Below are 22,140 nucleotides of genomic sequence, written 5' to 3' on the forward strand. Positions count from 1 at the left end.
TGAACCTAGTATAGTTGAATTGACCTGTTTCGTTTTGTCAAATTTCGTACCAGCCTAGTCGATAAGCAATTTCATGGATAAATTCTGTATCTCGTCGAGCAATTGTAGACTCGCTCAAAAACGTTTCACAAGCAACAAATTCATTCTTTTTATATAGATAACCATTTTTATATTTCACTAAAAAGATATCCTGTACATCCCTTGTAGAATCAGCTAAGATATCTTCTACCGTTTGTAAAAATAATTTATGAAATGCAATTTGACTGATAGTTATTTTTTCAGTTGGTTGCTCTACAGGGTATTCTAAAAAAGGATTACGATTCATTAACATAACATCCTCGTACTCTTGTAATTTTTTTTCAATATGTTGATAATCCCATAATAATTGTCGAATATGTTTTTTTATTCCAGCTTTCATTGTACCTCTCCTCTAACCACTTAATATTTTATTTGTATAACTTTTACAGATAATAGAAATAGTATGTTCATCCTCCATGTATTCCTTTTATCCATCTACTCTTATTTTTGATCACATTCATTTTCAAAATCTAACTTATTCGTTTCTACCCCTCCTTTTTTTCCCATTTATCAATAACTGTCCACCTCCTAGATTATTTTATATACAAAAATAGACCACTCCTTAAGCGATCTATAATGACAAAACTTATTCTTTTTCTTAGATTTAAGCGATTCTGTTTTTCCACTTAAATATACTTAACTTGATTTAAAGATATTGAACATTCTATTTTTTAAAACTTAGCTATATAAACAAGCATCTATAGCATTGATAATTCATTTTTAGCGATTCTTCATACTACTAATTTATCATGTTGACTATACTAAAATTTCCCAATAAATTCCCAATATGAAGTTACTTCTACTTATCTTCCAAAAATACAATTTTACTACGTAACTTGTGTTCACTGAATTCATTTATTTATATCCTACTTTATACTCACCTATACTATCCTTACCTATACTATCCTGTGTAGCCATTTGGTAGCCAAATTAGTAACCAGCTTCTGCCATTTTTAAACTCTTATTTACAAAAAATATAGTCAATGATTCTATTTAAAAATAAAAGGAGCCTAACATTCTTTCAAGAAAGAATGTTAGGCTCCTTTTATTCAGACAATTTCAGCCACTCTTTGCGATTGCAATAGGACATAGTTTTTACAAAGACAAAATGATAAAGCAAACCGTAAGCTAGCCCCAACATATTTAACAAAATTCTTAAGTAAAGACTTGTTTCTAGCCCAAATATCATAGAAGCTGCCATGATAGCACCAACACAATTGAAAATCGTTTTACTTTTATAAGATGTGCATAAGCCTAAACAAAGTCCTCCTAAAATACCAAGTAGGTTCGTTGGTATATAAAATAACAAGATAGCCGATACTAGAGAACCAATAACGACCCCTATTATTCGTTCTTTTGCTCGTTCAGACAATTTAAACGTCTCATACCCAGAAAATAATGACGAACTAGCAAATGTTGCCCACATAAAGCGGTCAATCTGAAGGTGCGTTCCTATAAAAAGTAATAAGCTAATGCCTAAAGCGTAATAACCAAACCAAATATTTCTTTGATTAAAAAAACCATTTTCTGTAACCATCTGTATAAAAGTAATCTCTTGATCCAATTTTTTATGTTTCACATGATAAACAAAAGCTAAAAGTAGATAAGCAAACACTAATACAAAGAAAGTTTGTTCTAATTGCTGAAACGATTGATAGTGAACCGTGCCAACTAAATATAAGTAGGAGAACGTATACAAGCCAGGATTACCCATTTTAGGGTTTTTACCAGTTAAGAAAAACAATGCCAGCAAGCAGATAAAATGAAGGCCCAATTGTAAAAATGATACAGAAATCAGTGAAATTAATGGACTAACACCTAGAATTGTTAACACGATTCCTAAACTAAGCAAGGCCTGTTTTTCCCTGTAGCCATATGAGACGAAACGGATACTCAACAGCAAACAAAATAATACAATTGAAAAAGGCGCTACAGCTTTTCCAAAGAAAAAAGTAATCGTCGACACCCATAAAATCGCAAACGAAACTAATAAGATATCCCTTATTAACAAGGCGCGCCAAAAATATCTCCGCTGTTTTTTAGTATCCGCTTGATGAATTTTTTGTTTTAAAATAAATGGATCTAACTGCAATAATTGATAAAAAGTCACCTAAAATCATCTCCTAAAAATCGACTCTTCTCAATTCATTATTCCAACTTTTCCTTCTATGAAATCAGAAGAAAAGTAGTTGTGACGAACATTTTACTACAACTTTTTTTCTGAATCAATACATGCTTTATTTCTTAATTCAATACCTCTCCCGATACGATTTGCTTACTTCATAAAAAATAAGCCTAGAAAAAATCAAAACGATTAATTCTAGACTCAAACTTAAATAACTGTTGAACAAAAGCTAGCGCTTTTTTACATAAACTTTTCCAACAGATCCATTTCTTTTTCTAATTCTTTTTCATCATACTTGTCATACTTACCAGCTTCGTGTGCAATTTTTTTAATCTCATGAATGGCTTTTTTTTCAACAATCCATTTCTTCATACTATGTTTTTTTGTATCCTCATCTAGCGAGGCCAACTCTTCTAAACTTGCATCCAATTTGTTCAAAACGTCGGCAATTTTTACTAATGCTTGCGCTTCTTTTTCTTCATAATTTGACATAATAGACACCTCTTCTTAAGTATTTTTCTACTTTAAGTGTACGTCTCTGTCGTTTTATTTGCAACTAATAACTCAACTGCTTCTCAGTACGGAGGATAAGGGATTCGAACCCTTGCACGATGTTACTCGCCTAACGGTTTTCGAGACCGTCCCCTTCAGCCAAACTTGGGTAATCCTCCCTCTACATTCCATCTACAAATGAACATGTAATGAATCAAAAGATAAAAAGCCTAGACCCTTACACAACAAGGATTCTAGGCTCTATCTAAATAAATTATTTAGTTTCACGGTGTAAAGTAACTTTTCTTTCACGTGGGCAATATTTTTGTTTTTCTAAACGATCAGGATTGTTACGTTTATTTTTATTTGTTAAGTAGTTACGTTCTTTACAAGAAGTACACTCTAAAGTGATGTTTACGCGCATGTTTTCCCCTCCTACTAATAATTGATCTTTCCAAGAGATTTCTTAGACTTGAATATCATACCATTTTTTTTGTCATTTGACTACCCTTTTGGGCAAATTTGTAAAGTAGTTCTACTTTACAAATTTTATTTTTTGTACATTTCCATATACGCTTCTAAAACTTCTTTGGCAATCGTTTGGTTTGGTTTGGATTCTTCATCATTTAAGTGTGGTAAAACAACGCTAATTGCAATTTCAGGGTTTTCGTACGGCGCATAAGCCACCAAGTTACTATTAACCGTTGTATGAACAACTCCGTTAGCATCCGTTGCTTGCGTTTCGGCGGTCCCTGTTTTAGCAGCAATCGAAAACTTGTCTGATTTTAAACCCGGTGCCGTAGTAAATTGACTAGTTCCATTTACCACATTATAGAAACCTTGTTGAAGAATTCCTATCTGGTCTTCAGAAATATTCACTTTATTCAAAACTTTCGGTTCGATTTCTTTTAAAATTTTTCCTAAAGCTCCATTTTCATCATTGCCATAGATTCCTTCTACTACATGGGGTTGCACGCGGATGCCATTATTTGCGACAGTGGAAACGTACTGTGCTAATTGTAACGGTGTGTAGTTATCATATTGTCCAAATGATAAATCTAATAGATTTCCGCCTTTAGGCGCTTCAGCAGGATCTTTGAAATCTTTATTTACATATCCAGGACTTTCACCAGGTAAATCGATGCCTGTCTTAATCCCCATTCCATATTCAGCATAAGCATTTCTTAGCTCTTTGAAAACTTTATCATCGCCAATTTCATACGGAAAGACCATATTAGGATAGTAATTTACACCCATTAGTTTAAACACAACTTTCATCATGTAAGCATTAGAAGAGTACTCTAATGCTTGCTCAGCAGTTAATTGCATTTGTGCATTACGACCACCACTATTCCACCAAGAAGCTTTTGGATTTGTACCAGCTAAAATAATTGGTTCATCTAATAGAGTATCATTTCCTTGTAATACTTTCGCCTCATAACCAGCTGTTAAAGTACCTGCTTTCACAACAGATCCAGGTACCTCAAAGTTTAAAATAGGCCCTAAAGGATTAGGTGTGACTTCTCCTGTCTGTAAATCATGACTAACTCCGGACATCGCTAAAATAGCACCTGTTTGAGGGTTCATAGCAACGACATATGCATTTTCTGAGTATGGTCCAATGGTTTTGACTATTTGTGAATAGTTTCGTTGTAAAATTTCATCAACTTTGTTTTGGAAATTTGAATCAATCGTTAATTTTAAGTTGGAGCCTTTTTCCCCTTTGGAAATTGGGGTTTGTGAAACAATCTTTCCGTTATTGTCTAAAACGACTTCTGATTTTGCTTTTTTACCTTGTAGTACGTCTTCATATTGTTTTTCTAAATAGCTAGTCCCGACACGGTCATTTCGTGCATAGCCTTTTTTCAAATATTCATCGACTTCTTCGGCTGGCAATCCTTGTTTTTCAGTTGAAACGGTGCCCAACAGGCTACGTAATGCGCCACTTTGAGAATAATCACGCGTCCAATCAGTCCCTGTTGAAACACCAGATATTTCCGCTGTGTGTTCACCAATTGTCGCAATTTCACCTTCTGTTACCCCTTCATTCTTGATGAAGACCGTGTTCATTTGTGACGCTGCATTCATTCGTTTAAAAATCGTCACTGCTTGTAAGGTTCGGTCATCAAATGCAATTTCTTCAGGGGTGACTTTTTCAACTGCTTTGGCATATAATGTGCCTTCGTCCGTAATTTTGTTGCCTTTTTCATCTTCTTTATCTTGATCGGTTAAACGGCCTTGGGCTGCTTTTAAATTTTCAGGATTCGCTAACCAATAATCTTTTTTATCACGATCCGTTAAGTTTGGATCAACTGGAACGTTAATAAGTTCGTTAACTTTATTCGCAATCGGTAAAATATCTTTTCCTTCAATATTTTTTCCTCGTGTGTAAGTGATTGCTAAATTGGCTTTGTTAGAAACCAAGACTTTTCCTTGTGAATCATAAATTTGTCCTCGAGGGGATGGTGTCGTGATTTGTAGTGAAGAATTGGCAGTGATTTTTTTGTTAAACTCTTCTCCTTCTACAATCTGTAAATACCCTAAACGGACAATTAATGAAACAAATAAAGTGAATATCACAAAAAATAATAAGTTCAATCGAAAAGGAATATGTGGCTTTCTACCTCGTTGACTCTTTGCTGCGGCATCTGTTTTTTTTATTTTATCTATAAATGAGTTTTTCTTCATACCTCTAGTCCCTTCACTAAAAAGTTTCGCATTCTCATTGTAACAAAAATTAGTCAAAAAATCAGGATTATTCCTAGCTCTAAGGAAATATTTAATTATTTTGTTGTTGAAAAAAGTCAAAAGGACTTCTGAATTCAGAAGTCCTTTTGACTTTTTCTCTTTTTTTAACGGCTGTAATTGTGAACTTCAGCAGCCATGCTGTCAATGAAAATTGATAAATCTTCGACAGACGTTTCTTTGCTTCCATAACGACGGACGTTCACCGTTGCGTCTTCCATTTCTTTGTCCCCGACCACTAATTGATAAGGTACTTTTTGTGTTTGAGAGGCCCGAATTTTGTAGCCCATTTTTTCGTTACGATCATCGACTTCAACACGTAAGCCTTGTGCTTGTAAACGTTCTTTGATTTCATAAGCATACTCAGAATGCGCTTCTACAGAAACTGGGATAATAGTTGCTTGAATTGGTGCTAACCAAGTAGGGAAAGCACCTTTGTAAACTTCTGTTAAGTAAGCCACAAATCGTTCCATTGTTGAGACAATACCACGGTGGATAACAACTGGGCGATGTGTATTTTCACCATCTTCGCCAACATAAGTTAAGTCAAAACGTTCTGGTAATAAGAAGTCTAATTGGATGGTTGATAATGTTTCTTCCATTCCTAAAGCTGTTTTTACTTGAACATCTAACTTCGGACCGTAAAAGGCAGCTTCGCCTTCTGCTTCAAAGTAATCTAATTCTAATTCATCCATGGCAGCTTTTAACATCGCTTGCGCTTTTTCCCACATCGCATCATCATCAAAATATTTGTCTGTATTATTTGGATCACGATAGCTTAAGCGGAAACGATAATCCGTAATGTTAAAGTCAGCATAGACTGCCACCATTAACTCCAAAGTACGTTTAAATTCGTCTTTAATTTGGTCAGGACGAACAAAAGTATGGCCATCGTTTAAAGTCATTTCACGAACACGTTGTAACCCTGATAATGCGCCAGATTTTTCATAGCGGTGCATCATCCCTAATTCAGCGATTCGAATTGGCAATTCGCGGTAACTATGAATGTCATTTTTATAAACCATCATATGGTGTGGACAGTTCATTGGACGTAATACTAGCATTTCGCCATCGCCCATATCCATTGGTGGGAACATATCTTCATGGTAATGATCCCAGTGACCAGATGTTTTGTATAATTCCACATCTGCCATAATTGGTGTATACACATGTTGGTAACCTAAGCTAATTTCTTTGTCCACAATATAACGTTCAATTGTACGACGAATGGTTGCGCCTTTTGGTAACCAGAAAGGTAACCCTGAACCAACTTCTTGTGAAACCATAAATAAATCTAATTCTTTTCCTAATTTACGGTGGTCACGTTCTTTGGCTTCCTCGCGCATTTTGATAAATTCTTTTAAATCTTTTTTATCGAAAAAGGCAGTGCCGTAAATCCGTTGCATCATATGATTGTCAGAGTTTCCGCGCCAATAAGCACCAGCTACTGAAAGTAGTTTAAAGACTTGAATCCGTCCTGTTGAAGGGACGTGAACACCACGACATAAATCAACAAAATCGCCTTGATCATAGACAGTGATGATTTCATCTTCTGGTAAATCTGTAATTAATTCAACTTTGTAAGGATCATCAGCAAATAATTCTAACGCTTCTGCACGTGAGATTTCTTTACGAACGATTGGGTTATTTTCCTTCACAATTTTCATCATTTCGGCTTCAATTGCAGGTAAATCTTCCGCTGTCACAGGGGATTCTCCATTATCTGTATCATAATAGAACCCAGAATCAATCGCAGGACCTACGCCAAATTTAATGTTAGGGAAAAGACGACGTAAGGCATTAGCCATTAAATGAGCTGATGAATGACGTAAAATTCCTAAAGCATCTTCATGATCAGGTGTCACGATTTCAAGCGAACCATCTTCTACGATAGGACGATCTAAATCGATTAAAACACCATTGAATTTACCAGCTAAAGCTTTTTTGGCTAAACTGTTGCTAATACTTTTAGCAACATCAAATGTTGTAACCCCAGAATCAAACGGTTTAACAGCGCCATCTGGAAAAGTAATGTGAATAGACATAATAAAATTCTCTCCTTTTAATTTTTTTGATTTGAAGCGTTTCATTGTGTTCCTGTTTTTCACAATGAAACGAAACAGCCACCTGTTCCCCTTGTTAAAAAACAAAAAGTCCTAGTATTCTAACGAATACTAGGACGAAAATATCGTGGTTCCACCTAATTTTGAACACAAATAATCTGTGTTCCTCTAGCGTGTTAACGGTGCGACCGCCTTTGTTTCAACAAAGGTTTCGAAAGTGGTCATCCCTTGTGCCAATCTGGAAAATTTTCAGCCAAGATTTTCCTCTCTAATAGATCGCGGGCAAGTTCAGTTGTCTTTCTCATCAATCATTTATGCACTTATTTAACCACTTATTTTCAGAAAAAGCAAGTGATTCAACAGAAATTCTCTGAAAACTTATTTTTTCCATTCGCCGCCTTGTGCATAGCGGTCTTTTTTCAATTCATTGACAATCACATGGATATTCTCTTTTGGTGCACCAGCGTTTTTTGACACAGCTTCTGTAATATCTTTGACCATATTAGTTAACTGTTCTTCTGTGCGGCCTTCAATTAATTCTACATGTACAAATGGCATCTTCGTTCCCCCAATTTAAATTGCTTGTTCTGTTTGTATCATAGAGCGGGTTATGACGCTTGTCAATAAAAAATTGGGGACGTCAGTCGTTACGCTGACGTCTCCAATTTTTACTTTTCAGATACACAGCTGGACCAAAGTACGGTCTTGCCTAATATCTCTTTTTATACTTCTTCGCCGTAATCTACAGGTTTATCAAATTCACCTGGTGCATCATCATAGATATGTCCATAAATAATTACCGGCATTCCGTCATAGGATACATCAAAGATTTTTGAAACTTCTGTTCCTGGCGTATTGATACAGCCATTACTACCAGCATCGGTTTTAAAGGCTTCTTTATCGCCATACTTATCCAATTTATGGTCGGAGTCATGAATCCCGATTTGTGTGACAACGCCCCCTTGACTTAATAACGGCATCCAATATTTTACTGGCACACTGTATCGAGAACCATCAAGCATTTGACCTTCTAAATTCACATCGGTTGTCCGATATAAAATTGTATGGAATCCTGGTACTGTTGCGGTTCCTTTGTTATATCTGCCAGTAATGACATCTGTGGTGACTATTTTTTTGCCATCAATGAAACAATACATTTTTTGATCTTTTAAATCAATTTCAATGTAATTATTGGCAATTTTACTATTTTCTTTGGTATCGCCAACCAACGGAGCAGTGATTGCATTCCTTTGTTCTTGGCTATTCAGCGCGTTTACTAGTAGTTCTTGCGTTTTGGCCCCATCAATCGACCAGCCATAACTTCCGTTGTTTTTAAAACGACGTGTCGTGCCGTGAACATCTGTAAATAAAACTGGTTGATTAGCAGAACCATATGTTGTTTCTAATTGTGTCACCCAAGTAGTTAGTTTTTCTTTGTTGATTGTGCCATCATCATTCAGCACGTTTTGAATTTGTGTTTTATCAAAGGCTACTTTTTCACCATTAATATCAACTGTAATTGTTTTATTTAACTTGTTATTGAGCGTTGTCAATGTTGCCTTTAACGTTTGATCCTCTTTTGTAATTTCAGGGGCTTTATAAAAATCTTTGGCATTATATTGATAGTTGCCTTTTCCCGCTTCAACATCCGCAATAATCTGCTGGTTTAAGCGCTGTGTGTCCACTACTGTGCCTTGTTCTTCGGGAACAATTTCAAAAGTGCCATTGCCTCGACGGATACTCGCATTTTTGCTTGGTTTCCCCTCTGGAAAACTCAAAGTTGCTAATTTGGCTTCTAGTTCTTTTTTGAATGCCTCGTTTAACGGTAGCTTCACCTTGCTACTGTGTAAATGGTCTTTTAAAAATTTTTGATCCAATTGGTATTTTTTAGGAAGTTGAATTTTTTCTTCTTTTGTCCCCGTTTGAACCACAACTTCTTCGGTTTGATTAACTTGCGCTAATTTTTCTTCTGCAGCATTTACATTTAACCAGCCTACAGAAACTCCATTTACTTTTGTGGTTGGTAAAAAGTGACTTTGAAAATAAACATAACTGCCCCCAGCAACCAGAGCTAGTCCAACCAAAGAAGTAATAATTACTTTCTTTTTATTATTTTTTCCTGATTTTTGACGACGTGTATTACGCATTTGCATTTCTTCTTTTTTCATTTGTTCATCCTTTATATCAATAATTTTAGGTTTATTTCTTAGAGACTAGGCAACAAACAACTGCGGTGATCTACAATCAAAAAAGGTTCCCTTTCTCTCGCAGATTAATTTTTTCAATTATACACTATTTTTATGTTGTTTTCAGCTTATTTTCCTTGTAAATCCTTTAATCTTAAAGAATTTGTATACTCTGTGACTTTTTTTGCTTCTTGTAAATGATACGTAAACTGGGCCATTTTAGCAAAATCCTGAGCGACGACGTCAAAAAAGGCTTGTGTCTTTATTAAGCTGTTCCAACAAGCTTCTTTACTAGAAAAATCCAGCAACGATGCTAATTGATCCATCGTGTCAGGAGTGACATAATTTTTCAGATACTTAAATTGTTTCCCAACAGAAATTGGCTCCGGTTCCTGCCAAGCCGCTTGCCAAGAAAGCAAGCGCAACAGTTCCTGCTGACAATATTCATAGAGATGTGTGACAGCGTAAAATAGTTCATTCCGACAAAGCCCCTTAACTACATACGTACTAACCCACCAAAATTCATTGCAACAATCGTTAAATTGCTGCTGATCCGGAACTGTTACTGTATAATTTTTATCAGATGCTACAGGTAAAGGCGGCAAATTTTCATCTTTGTCTAACAAGATAATTGCTAAAGAATCGCCTTCATGCCAATTGTCTTTTTCTGCGAGAGGACACAACGTTAAATCGATACGTTGGCCATCTTCAAATAACATTAAAAATGTTTCCCGCGTCTTCGGTTCTGTGGGAAATAAGGTCATTTCCTTGGGACGTTGCATAATTAATGGTTGACCAAATTTTGCTATCCACGTTGCTGTTTCAAAAAACTCAGCACATGGTTCTACAATATAAACAATGTCGAAATCTTGAAAACTATCTTTTGGCGCTTTCACATTCGTGCGAGAACCCACCATTCCCACAGCTCGAATGTGTTCTTCTTGTTTTGCTACATCCATAATAAGTTGAAACATTTCTTCTTCTGTACGCATTCACTCGCTCCCTCTCTTCAAAAGTTTCTATTAAAACATAGATTTTTTTATAAGTCTTTTGTTTTCTATCGCTTTTTCTATGGTACTTCGTATACACTAACATTACAAGGAGGGATGTTTCATGCATTGGTTAAAAATAACAAGTTTATCCATTGTCAGTTTTGGCTTTTGTATTCTTTTGATTTTAGGTCTACTTATTTTTACTGGCAAAAATACGCAACCCACCGATAAACCAGATGCTATTTTAATTTTAGGGGCCCGTGTTTTAGGGACGTCTAAAGAAACCGCACTGCCCAGCCGTGTTTTGCAAGCTCGGTTAGATGTGGCTATCCCCTATATTAAACAACACCCCGAGACACCCGTTATTGTTAGCGGAGGGCAAGGAGCAGATGAGCCGGCTACGGAAGCCGCGGTTATGAAACAATACTTGCTAAATAAAGGTGTTCCAGAAAAACAGATTCTCTTAGAAAATCGTGCCACACGCACCAAAGAAAATATTGTCAATTCACAAAAACTCCTTTCTTTTAAACGGCTAGTGATTGTTACTAGTGACTTTCACATGTACCGCTCGCAACTTTTAGCCAAGCGAGCAGGCATCTCAAATGTTTCAGGCATCACTGCGGCTTCTTCTTTTCCAAAAGATATCAAAAATTTTGGTCGAGAGCTGCTTTCTTTAGGCTATGCCTTACTCTTTGATTGGTAAAAGAGCGTCCTTCGCAAGACCATTTTGCGAAGGACGCTTTTATATTCTGTGGATTTGCTCACTTTTGTTCTCTTCTTCTTGTGTTTAAATTATAAAAATGATAACATATCTTTGTTAGCGCTTACAAACAATATTTATTTTATAGGAGGAGAAAGTTATGGGGCATCAATTGAGCACTCATTTTTTTAACAAGAAAACAGGGATTATTTCAACTTTTTTAAGTTTGATCCTTTTAGTCGGTGGGTTATTGTTTGCACTACCTGCATTTGAAGTACAAGCAGCATCAACTGTTACACCTAAAACAGTCATGTATGTAGAAGTAAACAACCACGATTTTAACAATGTGGGAAAATATACTTTAGCTGGAACCAATCAACCTGCTTTTGATATGGGGATTATTTTTGCAGCCAATATTAATTATGATACGGTCAATAAAAAACCTTACTTATATCTAAATGAACGGGTCCAACAAACTTTAAACGAAGCTGAAACACAAATTCGTCCAGTTCAAGCACGCGGCACTAAAGTCCTATTGTCTATTTTAGGCAACCATGAAGGTGCTGGCTTTGCTAATTTCCCAACTTACGAAAGTGCGGATGCCTTTGCAGCTCAATTAGAACAAGTCGTTAATACGTATCATTTAGATGGTATTGATTTTGATGATGAGTATGCTGAATACGGAAAAAATGGGACGCCTCAACCAAATAATTCTTCGTTCATTTGGTTACTTCAAGCCTTAAGAAATCGCTTAGGCAATGATAAATTAATTACTTTTTATAATATTGGACCAGCGGCTGCGAACTCTTCAGCTAATCCTCAAATGAGTTCTTTAATTGATTATGCTTGGAACCCTTATTATAGTACCTGGAATCCACCACAAATTGCAGGTATGCCTGCTTCTCGTTTAGGTGCTTCTGCCGTTGAAGTTGGTGTCAATCAAAATCTAGCTGCACAATATGCTAAACGTACAAAAGCGGAGCAATATGGTATTTATCTAATGTATAACCTCCCAGGAAAAGATTCATCTGCGTATATCTCGGCGGCGACACAAGAACTTTATGGTCGAAAAACGAACTATTCACCAACTGTTCCAACACCTTAATATTATCTCGTGTCTACAAGCGCCAACATGTAAAGATTTAAAAGCCAGCTTACTACAAGCTGGCTTTTTGGTATCTTGAGCGAATAGTTTTACACAAAAAAAGACCCGCCCTTTGGGTAAGGACGGGAAAGGAGTTAAAAATGAAAAAGTGTTTTGTGTTGTTAAGGTTGTTTGTTGATATGCTTATATCTTACAAACTAAATGTGAAGATTTTGTGATCATTTCATTCTTATTTTGCTACTTTTATAGGAATTAAATAGATTGCCACTAGACTATCTTTAGTTGCCTCGTGCATCCGTTATTCTGACTGCTCCTTGTGGTGATACTCTGTAAAAACCGACAGTCCCTGTCCCTCCATTTGCAACCATCTGTTTCGATTGGGCTCTAAAAAAGAAGTCATTTCCATTCATACCCAAAAATCCAAGGTTCGTATCATTATTTTCTGCATCAGTCAGTGTCTTTCTAATATATGTCTCTGCTTTTTCTTGTGTATCGATGATTTTTGCCTCTTCATTTTGGTCTTGATTTTCCTCTTCAGAAAAACGATAGTAATACTCTTCCGCAGGATAATTTCCACTATCTTGAGTAATTAACAATCGCGGTTTCGTCTTATCCGATTGGTCGCCGTTAGGATTTTCAACACCAATTCTATATAATAATAGCGCAGCACCAGTAGGCCCCCACCTAATACTTAAGCTTGTAATTGGTCGCGACTCATCAGTAGGTGAATCCTTCGTAATCATTCCTCCGGTATTTGTACTACCATCAGGATGAATGATCAAACTCTCTCCTTTACCATTTTTCCATGTTCCAACTAAAGTAGTAAAATCGCCAGCATTAATCGCTGTAGTATCTAAATCAGCTACAGTTAGCTGACTGTTGTCTTCATCAGCTGTGGACTCTTCATTTTTCACTGATTCGTTAGACTCGACACTGTGGCTCGCTTGTTCGTTTGTCTTATCAATTGTTTCACTCATTTTTTCATTCGTCTCTTCAACTTTAGAGGATGCCTCCGTTGAAGCGGTTACTTTCTTTTCTTTTGGTTCCCGACAAGCAGTTAATGATAAAACCGCTAGCCCGACAAAAAACGCGAACATTCCCTTTTTCACGCCTATTCACCCCGTTCAATGATCTATCTTACTAGACTATTGTACTATTAATTCAACTGTTTAGACAAATATTTATGGAACAGACAAAAGTTGAACCTGTCATTGAATGCTTTGTGTCACATGGACTTATCAATCAACTTTCTTTTTTCTATATATTATATGAAAAAAAGTGAGCCATCAGTCAAAATGACCGATGGCTCACTTTCTAAATCTTAAAACAAACGAACAAATGGATTATTCAGGTAAATCTACATTATGATGGACTTTCTGAACATCTTCTAAATCTTCTAAAACGTCTAACATTTTTTCAAAGTTCGCTAAATCGTCGCCTTCTAATGTTACTTCGTTTTGTGGAACCATTTCTAACTCAGTAACCGTGAATTCTTCAATGCCTTTTTCTTTTAACGCTTCTTGTGCATGGTGGAAATCTTCTGGTTCTGTGTAAACGATAATTTGACCGTCTTCTTCAACAACATCGCGAACATCAATGTCTTTTTCCATTAAGTATTCTAAAATTTCATCCGCATCGTCACCAGCAAAGCCAATGATACCTGTATTATCAAACATGTAGGAAACAGCACCGCTGACACCCATGTTTCCGCCGTTTTTACCAAATGCGGCCCGCACATCTGCTGCTGTTCGGTTCACGTTGTTTGTTAAAGCATCAACAATGACCATTGAACCATTTGGCCCAAATCCTTCATAGCGTAATTCAGAATATTGTTCATCTGCTGAACCTTTTGCTTTTTCAATAGCGCGATCAATAATATGTTTTGGTACATTATATGTTTTGGCGCGTTCGATTACAAACCGTAATTTTTGGTTTGCATGAGGATCAGGGTCTCCTGACTTCGCTGCTACGTAAATTTCAATCCCGAATTTTGCATAAACACGGCTATTGTTTGCGTCTTTGGCAGCTTTTTTCTCTTTAATATTTGCCCATTTACGGCCCATATTCTCACTTCGCTTTCTCTGATTTGTTGTTAGTATCTTATCCCTTGTTTATTATACTGGGGAAACTGATTTTTGTTAAGTATTTTTTAGGTATCTGGCGAAAATCGTAAGGGAAACCGACCAAAATTTTGTTCTTTTAAAGAAGAATCTCCCATCTGGTATAGTTGATTGGCGCGAATATCTAACGAAAGCATTGCGCGGTTTTCTTTAGATACTTTGGAAATTACCGGCAATTGAATCTGTGCTTTGGTTTCTTTTAGATAAGCTTGTCCCTTTGGCGTAAATCCTAGCACATGGAGATAACTGTTTTGCCAAACAGTTTCAACTTCTTCTTTGGTCATATTTAACAATATATAGGTTGCTAATCGTTGCAATCTTGTCCAAGTATAACGCTTCGTCTTCATACGTTCCATTAATTCGTGAAAAGAACCTGCTGCTTGGATTTGATCTTTTAGTCGATATTCAAGTCCTTCCGTCATTTGGTAAATGGCTTGTAATTCTTCTAACGAGGATTGAACAATTTTATACTTTAGGAAGGGCCAGTAGTTTTCCCATGAAATCATTGCCTGTGTTTGTAAATGTTGTGCGGTTATAGAAGGCACCGTTGGCAGCACTTGCGTTATTTCTTGTTGAAAAACACTTTGCCTAATCGCCGTGGCGCTAGCAACTTTCCCGGAAATCGTTGCATCATGAAAGCCCGCTTGTTTTCTAGCAATTGGGTAGAGCGTCATCGGGGTTGGATACGTGGCATTCTCTTTTGCATAACTCATCCCCAAAATATGATTAGGCGAAGAAAAATCGAACCTGCTTTCAGGATATACTTGACGAAAAACAGCAGTCATTTTTTGTGGATAACTCAATTGTTTGTCTGTCAATGCGTGGAACGTTTGATCAATTAAGGATTGATTTTCTTGGACAAACTGGCCGAAAGCCGCATAATCAATTGCGCTTGTAATATCTGTTCCAAAACATAAGCTCTCACATTGCAACGCCTGCAATAACTTTATACCGCCTTTGGCAAAGTAATCCGCAGACTGTACCGACCAAGCTGTCGGCAATTCAATGACTAAATCCACACCATTTTGCAAAGCTTCTTCTGCTCTGGCCCACTTATCTAGTAAGGCTGGTTCTCCTCTTTGTAAAAAATTTCCACTCATTATAGCAATCACTACTTCAGCTCCGCTTTGTTGGCGAGCTTGTTGGGCATGATAGCGATGTCCATTATGAAAGGGATTATATTCCACGATAATGCCACAGGCTTTCACTCTAGCCACCTCCGTTATAAAAAAATGGACTTATCAGCAAAGAGACAAACGTTTTTAAGCGCTGTCCCAAGCTCATAAGCCAAATCTTATTAATCTCTTTGACAAACAAAGAACCAGCGTTCACTTGTTTCAGTTGGTGCTTCATCTGTAAAGTCTGCATAAACTTTGACATTCATGAAACCAGCACTTTCTAACATTCGTAAATAGTTATCTAACGAATAGGTTCGTTCTTGATGCAATTCATCATACCGAACAAAGTGCTCATCTGTTTCCTGTTCTTTCACAAAAAATGTTAAGAAATGTTCGATGCTGTGTTCTTTTTCACCAGCGTAACTATCCCATAGAAAAGCAAATTCTTCTGTTTGATAATGATAGCTATATTCTGGAAAAACTGAATCAATTTTGTAAGTAGAATGAACATCAAAAATGAACGTTCCTTCCTCTTCTAACGCTTGATAAACTTCATCGAACACTTGTTGTACTTCTTGGCGATTAGCCATATAGCACAGTGAATCAGAAAAACAAGTGATGGCTTGGTATTGTCCCACTTCAGATAAATCTAGCATATTTCCCTGAACAAATTGAACCGGCACTTCTTCTTCAAAGGCCCGTTCACTAGCAATCATCAACATTTCTTCTGATAAGTCTAAGGCCGTCACATCGTAACCACTTTTCGCGAAATCAACTGCTAAAGCGCCTGTACCACAAGCCATTTCAAGAATTTGTTGGGTTCCTTGTGGGAGATGACGATTGGAAAAATCCAACCATTTTTGGTATAGGCTTTCGTCCATCACTTCGTCATAGACGAAAGCAAACGTTTCATAGGCCATTTTAGTCGACCCAAGCGCTTAGATCAACCATTGGGGCATCTGACCATAATTTTTCTAAGTTGTAAAAGGCACGTTCTGAAGATTGGAATACATGGACAATAACATCGCCTAAATCGATTAAAATCCATTTTCCGCCTTCTTTACCTTCCACACGCTTGACTTCTACCTGATTTTTGGCTTCTTGTTCGTTAATTTCATCAACAATCGCATTGATTTGACGTTCACTATTGGCTTGGCAAATTAAAAAATAATCTGCTAATAATGAAATCTCTCTTACGTCTAATGCGACAATTTCTTCTGCTCGTTTTGAATCTGCTGCTTTGACAGCAATTTCTAAAATTTTCTGGCTATCTATGATAGTTCCCTCCTAGTAATTCTTTCTTCTTTTATTTTTGATTAACGACCCATTGATTGTAGGTCTCTAACGTTTTTGGATAAATTTTATGTTCTTGTTCAATCAAATGTAACAAGGTATGTTTCGTTTCATAAGCAACCGCTGCATCTAAGTCAACAAGGGCAATTTCACGGGCTTCTTTCACACCTGGAAAATCACGTCCTGGTTCAATGTAATCTGCGACATAAATAATTTTATCTAGCAAGCTCATCTTAGCAGCCCCAGTTGTATGCACACGAATTGCCTGCAAGATTTCTTCGTCATCAATGGCTAATTCCCGTTGAACAATATCCGCCCCAACTAAGCCATGCCAAATTTCATTGCCATAGTTTAATAAAGCCAAATCAAAACCATCTCGGCGAATAATCAACTCGAATTCATCGTTTGGACGTTCTTTGGCGTAATCATGCGTCAAAGCAGCAATACTGGCTTTCGCTTCATCGGCACCATATTTCGCTGCCAAGGCCACAGCTGTTTCCTCGACTCCTAACACATGGCGAAAACGACGTTCACTCATTTGCATTTGAACTTTTTGCATTAATAATTCACGTTGTGCAGCATCATAATTTGTTATCCAGCTCATCTTGATACAGTCCCTTCTCTTGAATATAGTTTATCACATTCTCTGGAAGAAGATAGCGTGTTGAGCAACCACTTTTGACTTTTTGTCTAATCAAAGTGGAACTAATCGCCATCTGCGGAACATCGACCCAAATAATTGGATAGGTAGATTCCGTTGGATAATTAGGACGCCGAATGCCGACAAATTGAACTAAATGGAGTAAGTCATCAATCCGATGCCATTTGGGCAAGTATTCCACCATATCTCCACCAATTATAAAATAATAATCAGTATCTGGATTGGCTTCTTTTAAAGCTTTCATCGTATCATACGTGTAACTTTTGCCTTTGCGAATTAATTCAATTGGCTCAATATCTAAGCAGGGATTATCAGCCACCGCTAGTTCTAACATCGCTAACCGATGTTCACTGCTAATTGTTTTCTTTTCGTCTACATGTGGTGGTAAGTACGTAGGCATTAAGTAAACTTTGTCCAAACCTAGTTGATTTTGAACTTGATCGGCCATGACAAGATGTGCTAAATGAACGGGATTAAAATTACCACCTAACAAGCCGACTTGCTTTCTTGTTTGAAAACGTAACGGTTCCTCTTGCAAGAGAACGTCCGCTCCTTGACGCGCTTGTCTTTTTTCTCCCATTGTTCATCCCTCCAATATTAAATCTCTTTGACTGCTGCTGAAATTTTTTGATATTTTTCTTTACTTGATGGCTTGAATAAGACCAACACGCGACCAATAATTTGTACCACATCGCAATGAATGGCTGCTGTTAGTTCTTCTGCAACCTCTTCTGCTACTTCATCTGTATTTTGTAATAACGTGATTTTAATCAATTCACGTTTTTCCAACGCTTCATCAATTTGTGTAATCATTGCGTCATTCAAACCACCTTTGCCTACTTGAAAAATAGGTTGTAAATGGTGTGCCTGACTACGTAAATAACGTTTTTGTTTTCCTCTAAGTTTCAAATTGTTTGCCTTCTCTCTAAAATTTAAATTAATGCTTTTCTACGTAAAACATCGACACCTTTAGGCGCCCAACCAGCGACTACACCAGGTTCTGTGACAGTAATCCAACCTAGACCAGCAAACACAATATCCGTTTTTTCTTTCACGGAAAATTCAAAGCGCACTAATTCAGGAAACTCAGCGACTTCATCGGCACGTGGGGGCTGCAATAAGCCACCAACATGTTTTTCATAAAAAGCATCGGCGGTTGCTGTTTTTGTTCGGTGTAAATTTAAGTCATTGGAAACGTAGGCAATGAAGGAACTTTTAGCACCTTGGACATAATCAAAGCGAGCCAAGCCACCTAAAAACAAGGTTTGTTCAGCATTTAATTGGTAAACTTTCGGTTTGATTTCTTTTTGCGGTGCAATAATTTTCAAGTCTTTTTTACCTAGGTAATGTGCCATTTGATGACGGTGAATAATTCCGGGCGTATCGATTAAGAAGTGGCCATCGTCTAATGGAATTTCAATTTTATCTAGCGTTGTTCCAGGAAATTGTGATGTCGTAATCACATCTTGAACACCCACTGTTTGTTGAATGATTTGATTGATTAATGTTGATTTTCCAACATTGGTCACACCTACGACATAAACGTCTCGGCCTTCACGATATTTTTCGATCGTATCTAATAACTCTTGCATTTCTTCTGGTTTCTTGCCACTTGTTAGTAAAACATCAACAGGGCGTAATCCTGCTTCATGGGCCCGTTCTCTCATCCATTGAACCATTTTAGGTTTTTTTAATGATTTAGGCAAAATATCCACTTTATTGCCAACTAACAACACAGGATTATCTCCGATAAAACGATGTAGTCCTGGAATAAGAGAGCCATTAAAGTCAAAAATATCCACTACGTTCACAATCAGTGCATCTTCTGTTCCTAAACCATTCAATAAACGTAAAAAGTCATCATCTGTTAATTGGACATCTTGAATGTCATTATAATGTCTTAAGCGAAAACAACGTTGGCAATAAACTTCCCCTGTTTCCATTCCTTTTTCGAAAGCTGTTTTTGGTGTATAGCCTAATTCATGAGGATTTTCCGTTTGGATAATCGCACCACAGCCAATACAATGAATTGCCTCTGTCATTCTAATCCGCCTCTCCATGTCATTTCTGGATGTTTTTTTGATAAGTATTTCATAATTTTCCGTTCAAAGAACCGATTGATTCTAGTATTCCAGCCATCTGTATCGACAATCGGTTGAACTAAAACATTGCGTATACCCGCTGCGTTAGCTCCCCGAATATCTGTCATAATCTGATCGCCGACCATTAACATTTCAGATGGCTTCAAGCCTAATTTTTTTTCTGCTAATTTGAAGCCACGTGCGGTTGGTTTCAAGGCACGTGCTACATAATCTAAGTCAAACTTTTCAACAACGCGTTTAATCCGGCTGTCTTTGTTGTTTGAAACAACGAGGACAGTAATTCCTGCATTTTTCATTTCTAATAACCAAGTTTTTAATTCTTCTGTTCCATCGGGATTATTCCAAGCAATTAACGTATTATCTAAGTCAGTTAGTACTGCCTTAATCCCCAGTTTTTTTAATTGTGCGGGGGTAATTTTATAAATCGCATCAATCATCCATGTCGGTTTATATTTTGAAAACATCGTGACTCCTCTCACTGACACTATGTAGTTTCTTCGATTTTAAGAGACTGAAACATAACTAAACAATTATGCTTCAGTCTCTACCTATTGTATTATACTGCATTTTACTGAAAATTTCTATAAAGGACGGTCGTTCCTTGTAAAAGAACAAGTAAAATAAAAGAAAAAATAAAAAAAGCCACCCATCAACCCCTGAAAAGTTCGTTGATGAGTAGTAACTTCTAATATTTGCGAAAACGTTGGTATCTTTTTTCTAGTAACGTTTCCGTATCTAATTTAGCTAATTCAGTTAATTTTGAAATGAACGCTTTTTGTAACATGCGATTAATTTTTGCTTGTTCCAGAGGCTGACCGTTCATAACTTCTGGAATTACTTTATCTACAATAGCTAATTCCTTCAGCTCTGTCGCTGTGATTTTCATCAATTCTGCTGCTTCTTTCGCACGACTGCCATCTTTCCACAAAATAGAGGCGAAACCTTCTGGCGAAAGAACCGCATAAATCGTGTGTTCCAACATCCAAACTTCATCTGCGACTGCTAAAGCTAAAGCACCGCCACTACCGCCCTCACCAATGATGACTGAAATGATTGGCACTTTCAAATCAGACATCTCTAACAGGTTTTGCGCAATGGCTTCCCCTTCTCCCCGCTCTTCGGCACCAATCCCACAATAGGCACCAGCAGTGTTCACAAAGGTAATGACTGGGCGATTAAATTTTTCCGCTTGTTTCATTAAACGTAACGCTTTGCGATAACCTTCAGGATTAGGTGAACCAAAATTACGTTCAATATTTTCTGGTAGATTTCGGCCTTTTTGGATACCTACCACTGTAACTGGTTTCCCTTGCAAAGTAGCAACACCACCGACTACAGCTAAATCATCGGCAAAGTAACGATCCCCATGAAATTCTAAAAAGTCCTCAAAAATTGCTTCTATATATTCTAAAGTTGTCAAACGATCTTGGGCTCTTGCCAAGGTAACAACATCATTGGCTGTTTTCTTTTCCATGTTAGCGCCACCCTTCCAAAGAATGTAAACGTAACAAGTCGCTCAATCGTTGACGCAAAAGATTTCTTGGCACAATCTGATCTACAAAACCATGTTCTAAAAGAAACTCGGCCTTTTGAAAATCATCTGGCAACTCTTGACGAATCGTTTGTTCAATTACACGGCGGCCAGCAAAACCGATTAAACTCTGAGGCTCTGCCAAAATAATATCGCCATCCATCGCAAAACTTGCTGTAACACCGCCAGTCGTTGGATCAGTCAATACCGTAAGATACAGCAAGCCTGCTTTGTTATGCCGTTGCAAAGCGGCCGAAATTTTCGCCATTTGCATCAATGAAAAAATTCCTTCTTGCATACGGGCACCACCAGATGCAGTGAAAATCACTACTGGTAAATGCTTTTCTGTCGCCCGCTCAAACAAGCGTGTGATTTTTTCACCAACAATCGTTCCCATACTGCCCATGATAAAATTAGCGTCCATGATTCCAATTGCAACAGCTTGTCCTTCAATTGTTGCTTCTCCCGTTAAGACAGCTTCATCTAGCCCAGTTTTTTCTTGCATTTTTTCAATTTTTTCAAGATAACCAGGAAAATTTAGTGGATCTTTTGTCACTAATTCACTGTCCCAATTGTGGAAACTTTTTTCATCAACGGTTATCGCTAATCGTTCCCATGCACCAATCCGAAAACTATAGCCACAATGCGGACAGATTTTTTCTGCACCCATTTCTTTTGTATACAGTGTTCGCTTACAAGAAGGGCATTTTGCCCACATATTATCTGGAACAGAAGGCTTCTTTGATGCATCATTTGCATCAGCACGATTTGGATTAATGCGAATGTAATTTTTCTTTTTAAATAATGCCATTTGCTTACTCCTCGTATT

Annotated in this window: 23 protein-coding genes and 1 tRNA gene; 2 read left to right on the forward strand and 22 right to left on the reverse strand. The window is 37.1% G+C overall.

From position 1 onward, the window contains the following. Positions 1-37: 37 nt before the first annotated feature. The 10 genes from IGJ46_RS10690 to IGJ46_RS10735 all read right to left on the reverse strand — a co-directional run bounded on the left by IGJ46_RS10690 (position 38) and on the right by IGJ46_RS10735 (position 10,681). Entirely contained in the window at positions 38-418 is a 381-nt protein-coding gene (locus IGJ46_RS10690; protein WP_104842443.1) for a transcriptional regulator, read from the reverse strand. Positions 419-1,123: 705 nt separating this feature from the next. After that, positions 1,124-2,188, reverse strand: a complete 1,065-nt coding sequence (locus tag IGJ46_RS10695; protein WP_002410106.1) for an FUSC family protein — start codon at positions 2,186-2,188, stop codon at positions 1,124-1,126. A 255-nt stretch (positions 2,189-2,443) separates the two neighbouring features. Beyond that, positions 2,444-2,695: a hypothetical protein gene (locus tag IGJ46_RS10700; RefSeq protein WP_002389274.1), complete on the reverse strand. Its 252-nt coding sequence runs from the start codon at positions 2,693-2,695 to the stop codon at positions 2,444-2,446. Between the two features lie 89 nt (positions 2,696-2,784). Next, positions 2,785-2,874, reverse strand: a tRNA-Ser gene (locus tag IGJ46_RS10705). 95 nt (positions 2,875-2,969) lie between these two features. Beyond that, positions 2,970-3,119 carry a 50S ribosomal protein L33 gene (gene rpmG, locus IGJ46_RS10710; RefSeq protein WP_002356321.1) on the reverse strand — a complete coding sequence of 50 codons (150 nt, stop codon included), beginning with the start codon at positions 3,117-3,119 and terminating at the stop codon, positions 2,970-2,972. A 125-nt stretch (positions 3,120-3,244) separates the two neighbouring features. After that, on the reverse strand, positions 3,245-5,383 hold the full coding sequence (locus IGJ46_RS10715; RefSeq protein ID WP_033658912.1) for a penicillin-binding transpeptidase domain-containing protein: 2,139 nt from the start codon (positions 5,381-5,383) through the stop codon (positions 3,245-3,247). Positions 5,384-5,547: 164 nt separating this feature from the next. Further along, positions 5,548-7,485, reverse strand: coding sequence for a threonine--tRNA ligase (gene thrS, locus IGJ46_RS10720; RefSeq protein WP_002359397.1), 1,938 nt, complete (start codon positions 7,483-7,485; stop codon positions 5,548-5,550). A 396-nt stretch (positions 7,486-7,881) separates the two neighbouring features. Further along, positions 7,882-8,061, reverse strand: a complete 180-nt coding sequence (locus tag IGJ46_RS10725; protein WP_002356318.1) for a 2-hydroxymuconate tautomerase — start codon at positions 8,059-8,061, stop codon at positions 7,882-7,884. Positions 8,062-8,225: 164 nt separating this feature from the next. Beyond that, the gene (locus IGJ46_RS10730) at positions 8,226-9,671 is read right to left on the reverse strand and encodes a L,D-transpeptidase family protein (protein ID WP_218391249.1); all 1,446 of its coding nucleotides are present in this window, start codon (positions 9,669-9,671) and stop codon (positions 8,226-8,228) included. Positions 9,672-9,817: 146 nt separating this feature from the next. Then, complete coding sequence (locus tag IGJ46_RS10735; RefSeq protein WP_002381386.1) at positions 9,818-10,681, reverse strand: aminoglycoside 6-adenylyltransferase; 864 nt, start codon at positions 10,679-10,681, stop codon at positions 9,818-9,820. Between the two features lie 121 nt (positions 10,682-10,802). Here IGJ46_RS10735 and IGJ46_RS10740 point away from each other — a divergent pair, with 121 nt between their 5' ends. Next, the gene (locus tag IGJ46_RS10740; protein ID WP_002359392.1) at positions 10,803-11,384 is read left to right on the forward strand and encodes a YdcF family protein; all 582 of its coding nucleotides are present in this window, start codon (positions 10,803-10,805) and stop codon (positions 11,382-11,384) included. A 157-nt stretch (positions 11,385-11,541) separates the two neighbouring features. After that, positions 11,542-12,486, forward strand: a complete 945-nt coding sequence (locus IGJ46_RS10745) for an endo-beta-N-acetylglucosaminidase (RefSeq protein WP_002382461.1) — start codon at positions 11,542-11,544, stop codon at positions 12,484-12,486. A gap of 278 nt (positions 12,487-12,764) precedes the next feature. On the opposite strand, the gene IGJ46_RS10750 is transcribed toward IGJ46_RS10745, so the two are convergent. The 12 genes from IGJ46_RS10750 to accD form a co-directional block, all read right to left on the reverse strand. Next, positions 12,765-13,595: a DUF6287 domain-containing protein gene (locus tag IGJ46_RS10750; RefSeq protein ID WP_218391251.1), complete on the reverse strand. Its 831-nt coding sequence runs from the start codon at positions 13,593-13,595 to the stop codon at positions 12,765-12,767. A 234-nt stretch (positions 13,596-13,829) separates the two neighbouring features. Then, positions 13,830-14,549: a YebC/PmpR family DNA-binding transcriptional regulator gene (locus IGJ46_RS10755; RefSeq protein ID WP_002356305.1), complete on the reverse strand. Its 720-nt coding sequence runs from the start codon at positions 14,547-14,549 to the stop codon at positions 13,830-13,832. Positions 14,550-14,635: 86 nt separating this feature from the next. Beyond that, positions 14,636-15,823: a nucleotidyltransferase gene (locus IGJ46_RS10760; protein WP_016627258.1), complete on the reverse strand. Its 1,188-nt coding sequence runs from the start codon at positions 15,821-15,823 to the stop codon at positions 14,636-14,638. A gap of 80 nt (positions 15,824-15,903) precedes the next feature. Further along, on the reverse strand, positions 15,904-16,644 hold the full coding sequence (locus IGJ46_RS10765) for a class I SAM-dependent DNA methyltransferase (RefSeq protein WP_002356302.1): 741 nt from the start codon (positions 16,642-16,644) through the stop codon (positions 15,904-15,906). Position 16,645: 1 nt separating this feature from the next. Beyond that, complete coding sequence (gene rsfS / locus IGJ46_RS10770) at positions 16,646-16,984, reverse strand: ribosome silencing factor (protein ID WP_033072556.1); 339 nt, start codon at positions 16,982-16,984, stop codon at positions 16,646-16,648. A gap of 46 nt (positions 16,985-17,030) precedes the next feature. Further along, positions 17,031-17,621: a bis(5'-nucleosyl)-tetraphosphatase (symmetrical) YqeK gene (gene yqeK, locus IGJ46_RS10775; protein ID WP_002356300.1), complete on the reverse strand. Its 591-nt coding sequence runs from the start codon at positions 17,619-17,621 to the stop codon at positions 17,031-17,033. Further along, the gene (locus IGJ46_RS10780) at positions 17,599-18,258 is read right to left on the reverse strand and encodes a nicotinate-nucleotide adenylyltransferase (RefSeq protein WP_002365150.1); all 660 of its coding nucleotides are present in this window, start codon (positions 18,256-18,258) and stop codon (positions 17,599-17,601) included. The genes yqeK and IGJ46_RS10780 overlap by 23 nt, the downstream gene beginning before the upstream one ends. A 17-nt stretch (positions 18,259-18,275) precedes the next feature. Then, complete coding sequence (gene yhbY / locus IGJ46_RS10785) at positions 18,276-18,587, reverse strand: ribosome assembly RNA-binding protein YhbY (RefSeq protein WP_002356298.1); 312 nt, start codon at positions 18,585-18,587, stop codon at positions 18,276-18,278. A gap of 23 nt (positions 18,588-18,610) precedes the next feature. Further along, entirely contained in the window at positions 18,611-19,720 is a 1,110-nt protein-coding gene (gene yqeH, locus IGJ46_RS10790; protein ID WP_002396504.1) for a ribosome biogenesis GTPase YqeH, read from the reverse strand. Further along, positions 19,717-20,244: a YqeG family HAD IIIA-type phosphatase gene (locus IGJ46_RS10795; protein ID WP_002356296.1), complete on the reverse strand. Its 528-nt coding sequence runs from the start codon at positions 20,242-20,244 to the stop codon at positions 19,717-19,719. The genes yqeH and IGJ46_RS10795 overlap by 4 nt, the downstream gene beginning before the upstream one ends. A gap of 221 nt (positions 20,245-20,465) precedes the next feature. Continuing rightward, positions 20,466-21,254, reverse strand: a complete 789-nt coding sequence (locus IGJ46_RS10800) for an acetyl-CoA carboxylase carboxyl transferase subunit alpha (RefSeq protein ID WP_002362363.1) — start codon at positions 21,252-21,254, stop codon at positions 20,466-20,468. A 1-nt stretch (position 21,255) separates the two neighbouring features. Further along, on the reverse strand, positions 21,256-22,122 hold the full coding sequence (gene accD, locus IGJ46_RS10805; RefSeq protein ID WP_002356293.1) for an acetyl-CoA carboxylase, carboxyltransferase subunit beta: 867 nt from the start codon (positions 22,120-22,122) through the stop codon (positions 21,256-21,258). Positions 22,123-22,140 lie beyond the last annotated feature (18 nt).

The organism is Enterococcus sp. AZ120, from assembly GCF_050546165.1.
GTDB classification, from domain to species: domain Bacteria; phylum Bacillota; class Bacilli; order Lactobacillales; family Enterococcaceae; genus Enterococcus; species Enterococcus faecalis.

Excerpts from the sequence above, each read along its gene's own strand:
- IGJ46_RS10690 (WP_104842443.1), bottom strand. The coding sequence starts at position 418 with ATGAAAGCTGGAATAAAAAAACATATTCGACAATTATTATGGGATTAT.
- IGJ46_RS10700 (WP_002389274.1), bottom strand. The coding sequence starts at position 2,695 with ATGTCAAATTATGAAGAAAAAGAAGCGCAAGCATTAGTAAAAATTGCC.
- rpmG (WP_002356321.1), bottom strand. The coding sequence starts at position 3,119 with ATGCGCGTAAACATCACTTTAGAGTGTACTTCTTGTAAAGAACGTAAC.
- IGJ46_RS10715 (WP_033658912.1), bottom strand. The coding sequence starts at position 5,383 with ATGAAGAAAAACTCATTTATAGATAAAATAAAAAAAACAGATGCCGCA.
- thrS (WP_002359397.1), bottom strand. The coding sequence starts at position 7,485 with ATGTCTATTCACATTACTTTTCCAGATGGCGCTGTTAAACCGTTTGAT.
- IGJ46_RS10725 (WP_002356318.1), bottom strand. The coding sequence starts at position 8,061 with ATGCCATTTGTACATGTAGAATTAATTGAAGGCCGCACAGAAGAACAG.
- IGJ46_RS10730 (WP_218391249.1), bottom strand. The coding sequence starts at position 9,671 with ATGAAAAAAGAAGAAATGCAAATGCGTAATACACGTCGTCAAAAATCA.
- IGJ46_RS10735 (WP_002381386.1), bottom strand. The coding sequence starts at position 10,681 with ATGCGTACAGAAGAAGAAATGTTTCAACTTATTATGGATGTAGCAAAA.
- IGJ46_RS10740 (WP_002359392.1), top strand. The coding sequence starts at position 10,803 with ATGCATTGGTTAAAAATAACAAGTTTATCCATTGTCAGTTTTGGCTTT.
- IGJ46_RS10745 (WP_002382461.1), top strand. The coding sequence starts at position 11,542 with ATGGGGCATCAATTGAGCACTCATTTTTTTAACAAGAAAACAGGGATT.
- IGJ46_RS10755 (WP_002356305.1), bottom strand. The coding sequence starts at position 14,549 with ATGGGCCGTAAATGGGCAAATATTAAAGAGAAAAAAGCTGCCAAAGAC.
- IGJ46_RS10765 (WP_002356302.1), bottom strand. The coding sequence starts at position 16,644 with ATGGCCTATGAAACGTTTGCTTTCGTCTATGACGAAGTGATGGACGAA.
- yqeK (WP_002356300.1), bottom strand. The coding sequence starts at position 17,621 with ATGAGCTGGATAACAAATTATGATGCTGCACAACGTGAATTATTAATG.
- IGJ46_RS10780 (WP_002365150.1), bottom strand. The coding sequence starts at position 18,258 with ATGGGAGAAAAAAGACAAGCGCGTCAAGGAGCGGACGTTCTCTTGCAA.
- yqeH (WP_002396504.1), bottom strand. The coding sequence starts at position 19,720 with ATGACAGAGGCAATTCATTGTATTGGCTGTGGTGCGATTATCCAAACG.
- IGJ46_RS10795 (WP_002356296.1), bottom strand. The coding sequence starts at position 20,244 with ATGTTTTCAAAATATAAACCGACATGGATGATTGATGCGATTTATAAA.
- IGJ46_RS10800 (WP_002362363.1), bottom strand. The coding sequence starts at position 21,254 with ATGGAAAAGAAAACAGCCAATGATGTTGTTACCTTGGCAAGAGCCCAA.
- accD (WP_002356293.1), bottom strand. The coding sequence starts at position 22,122 with ATGGCATTATTTAAAAAGAAAAATTACATTCGCATTAATCCAAATCGT.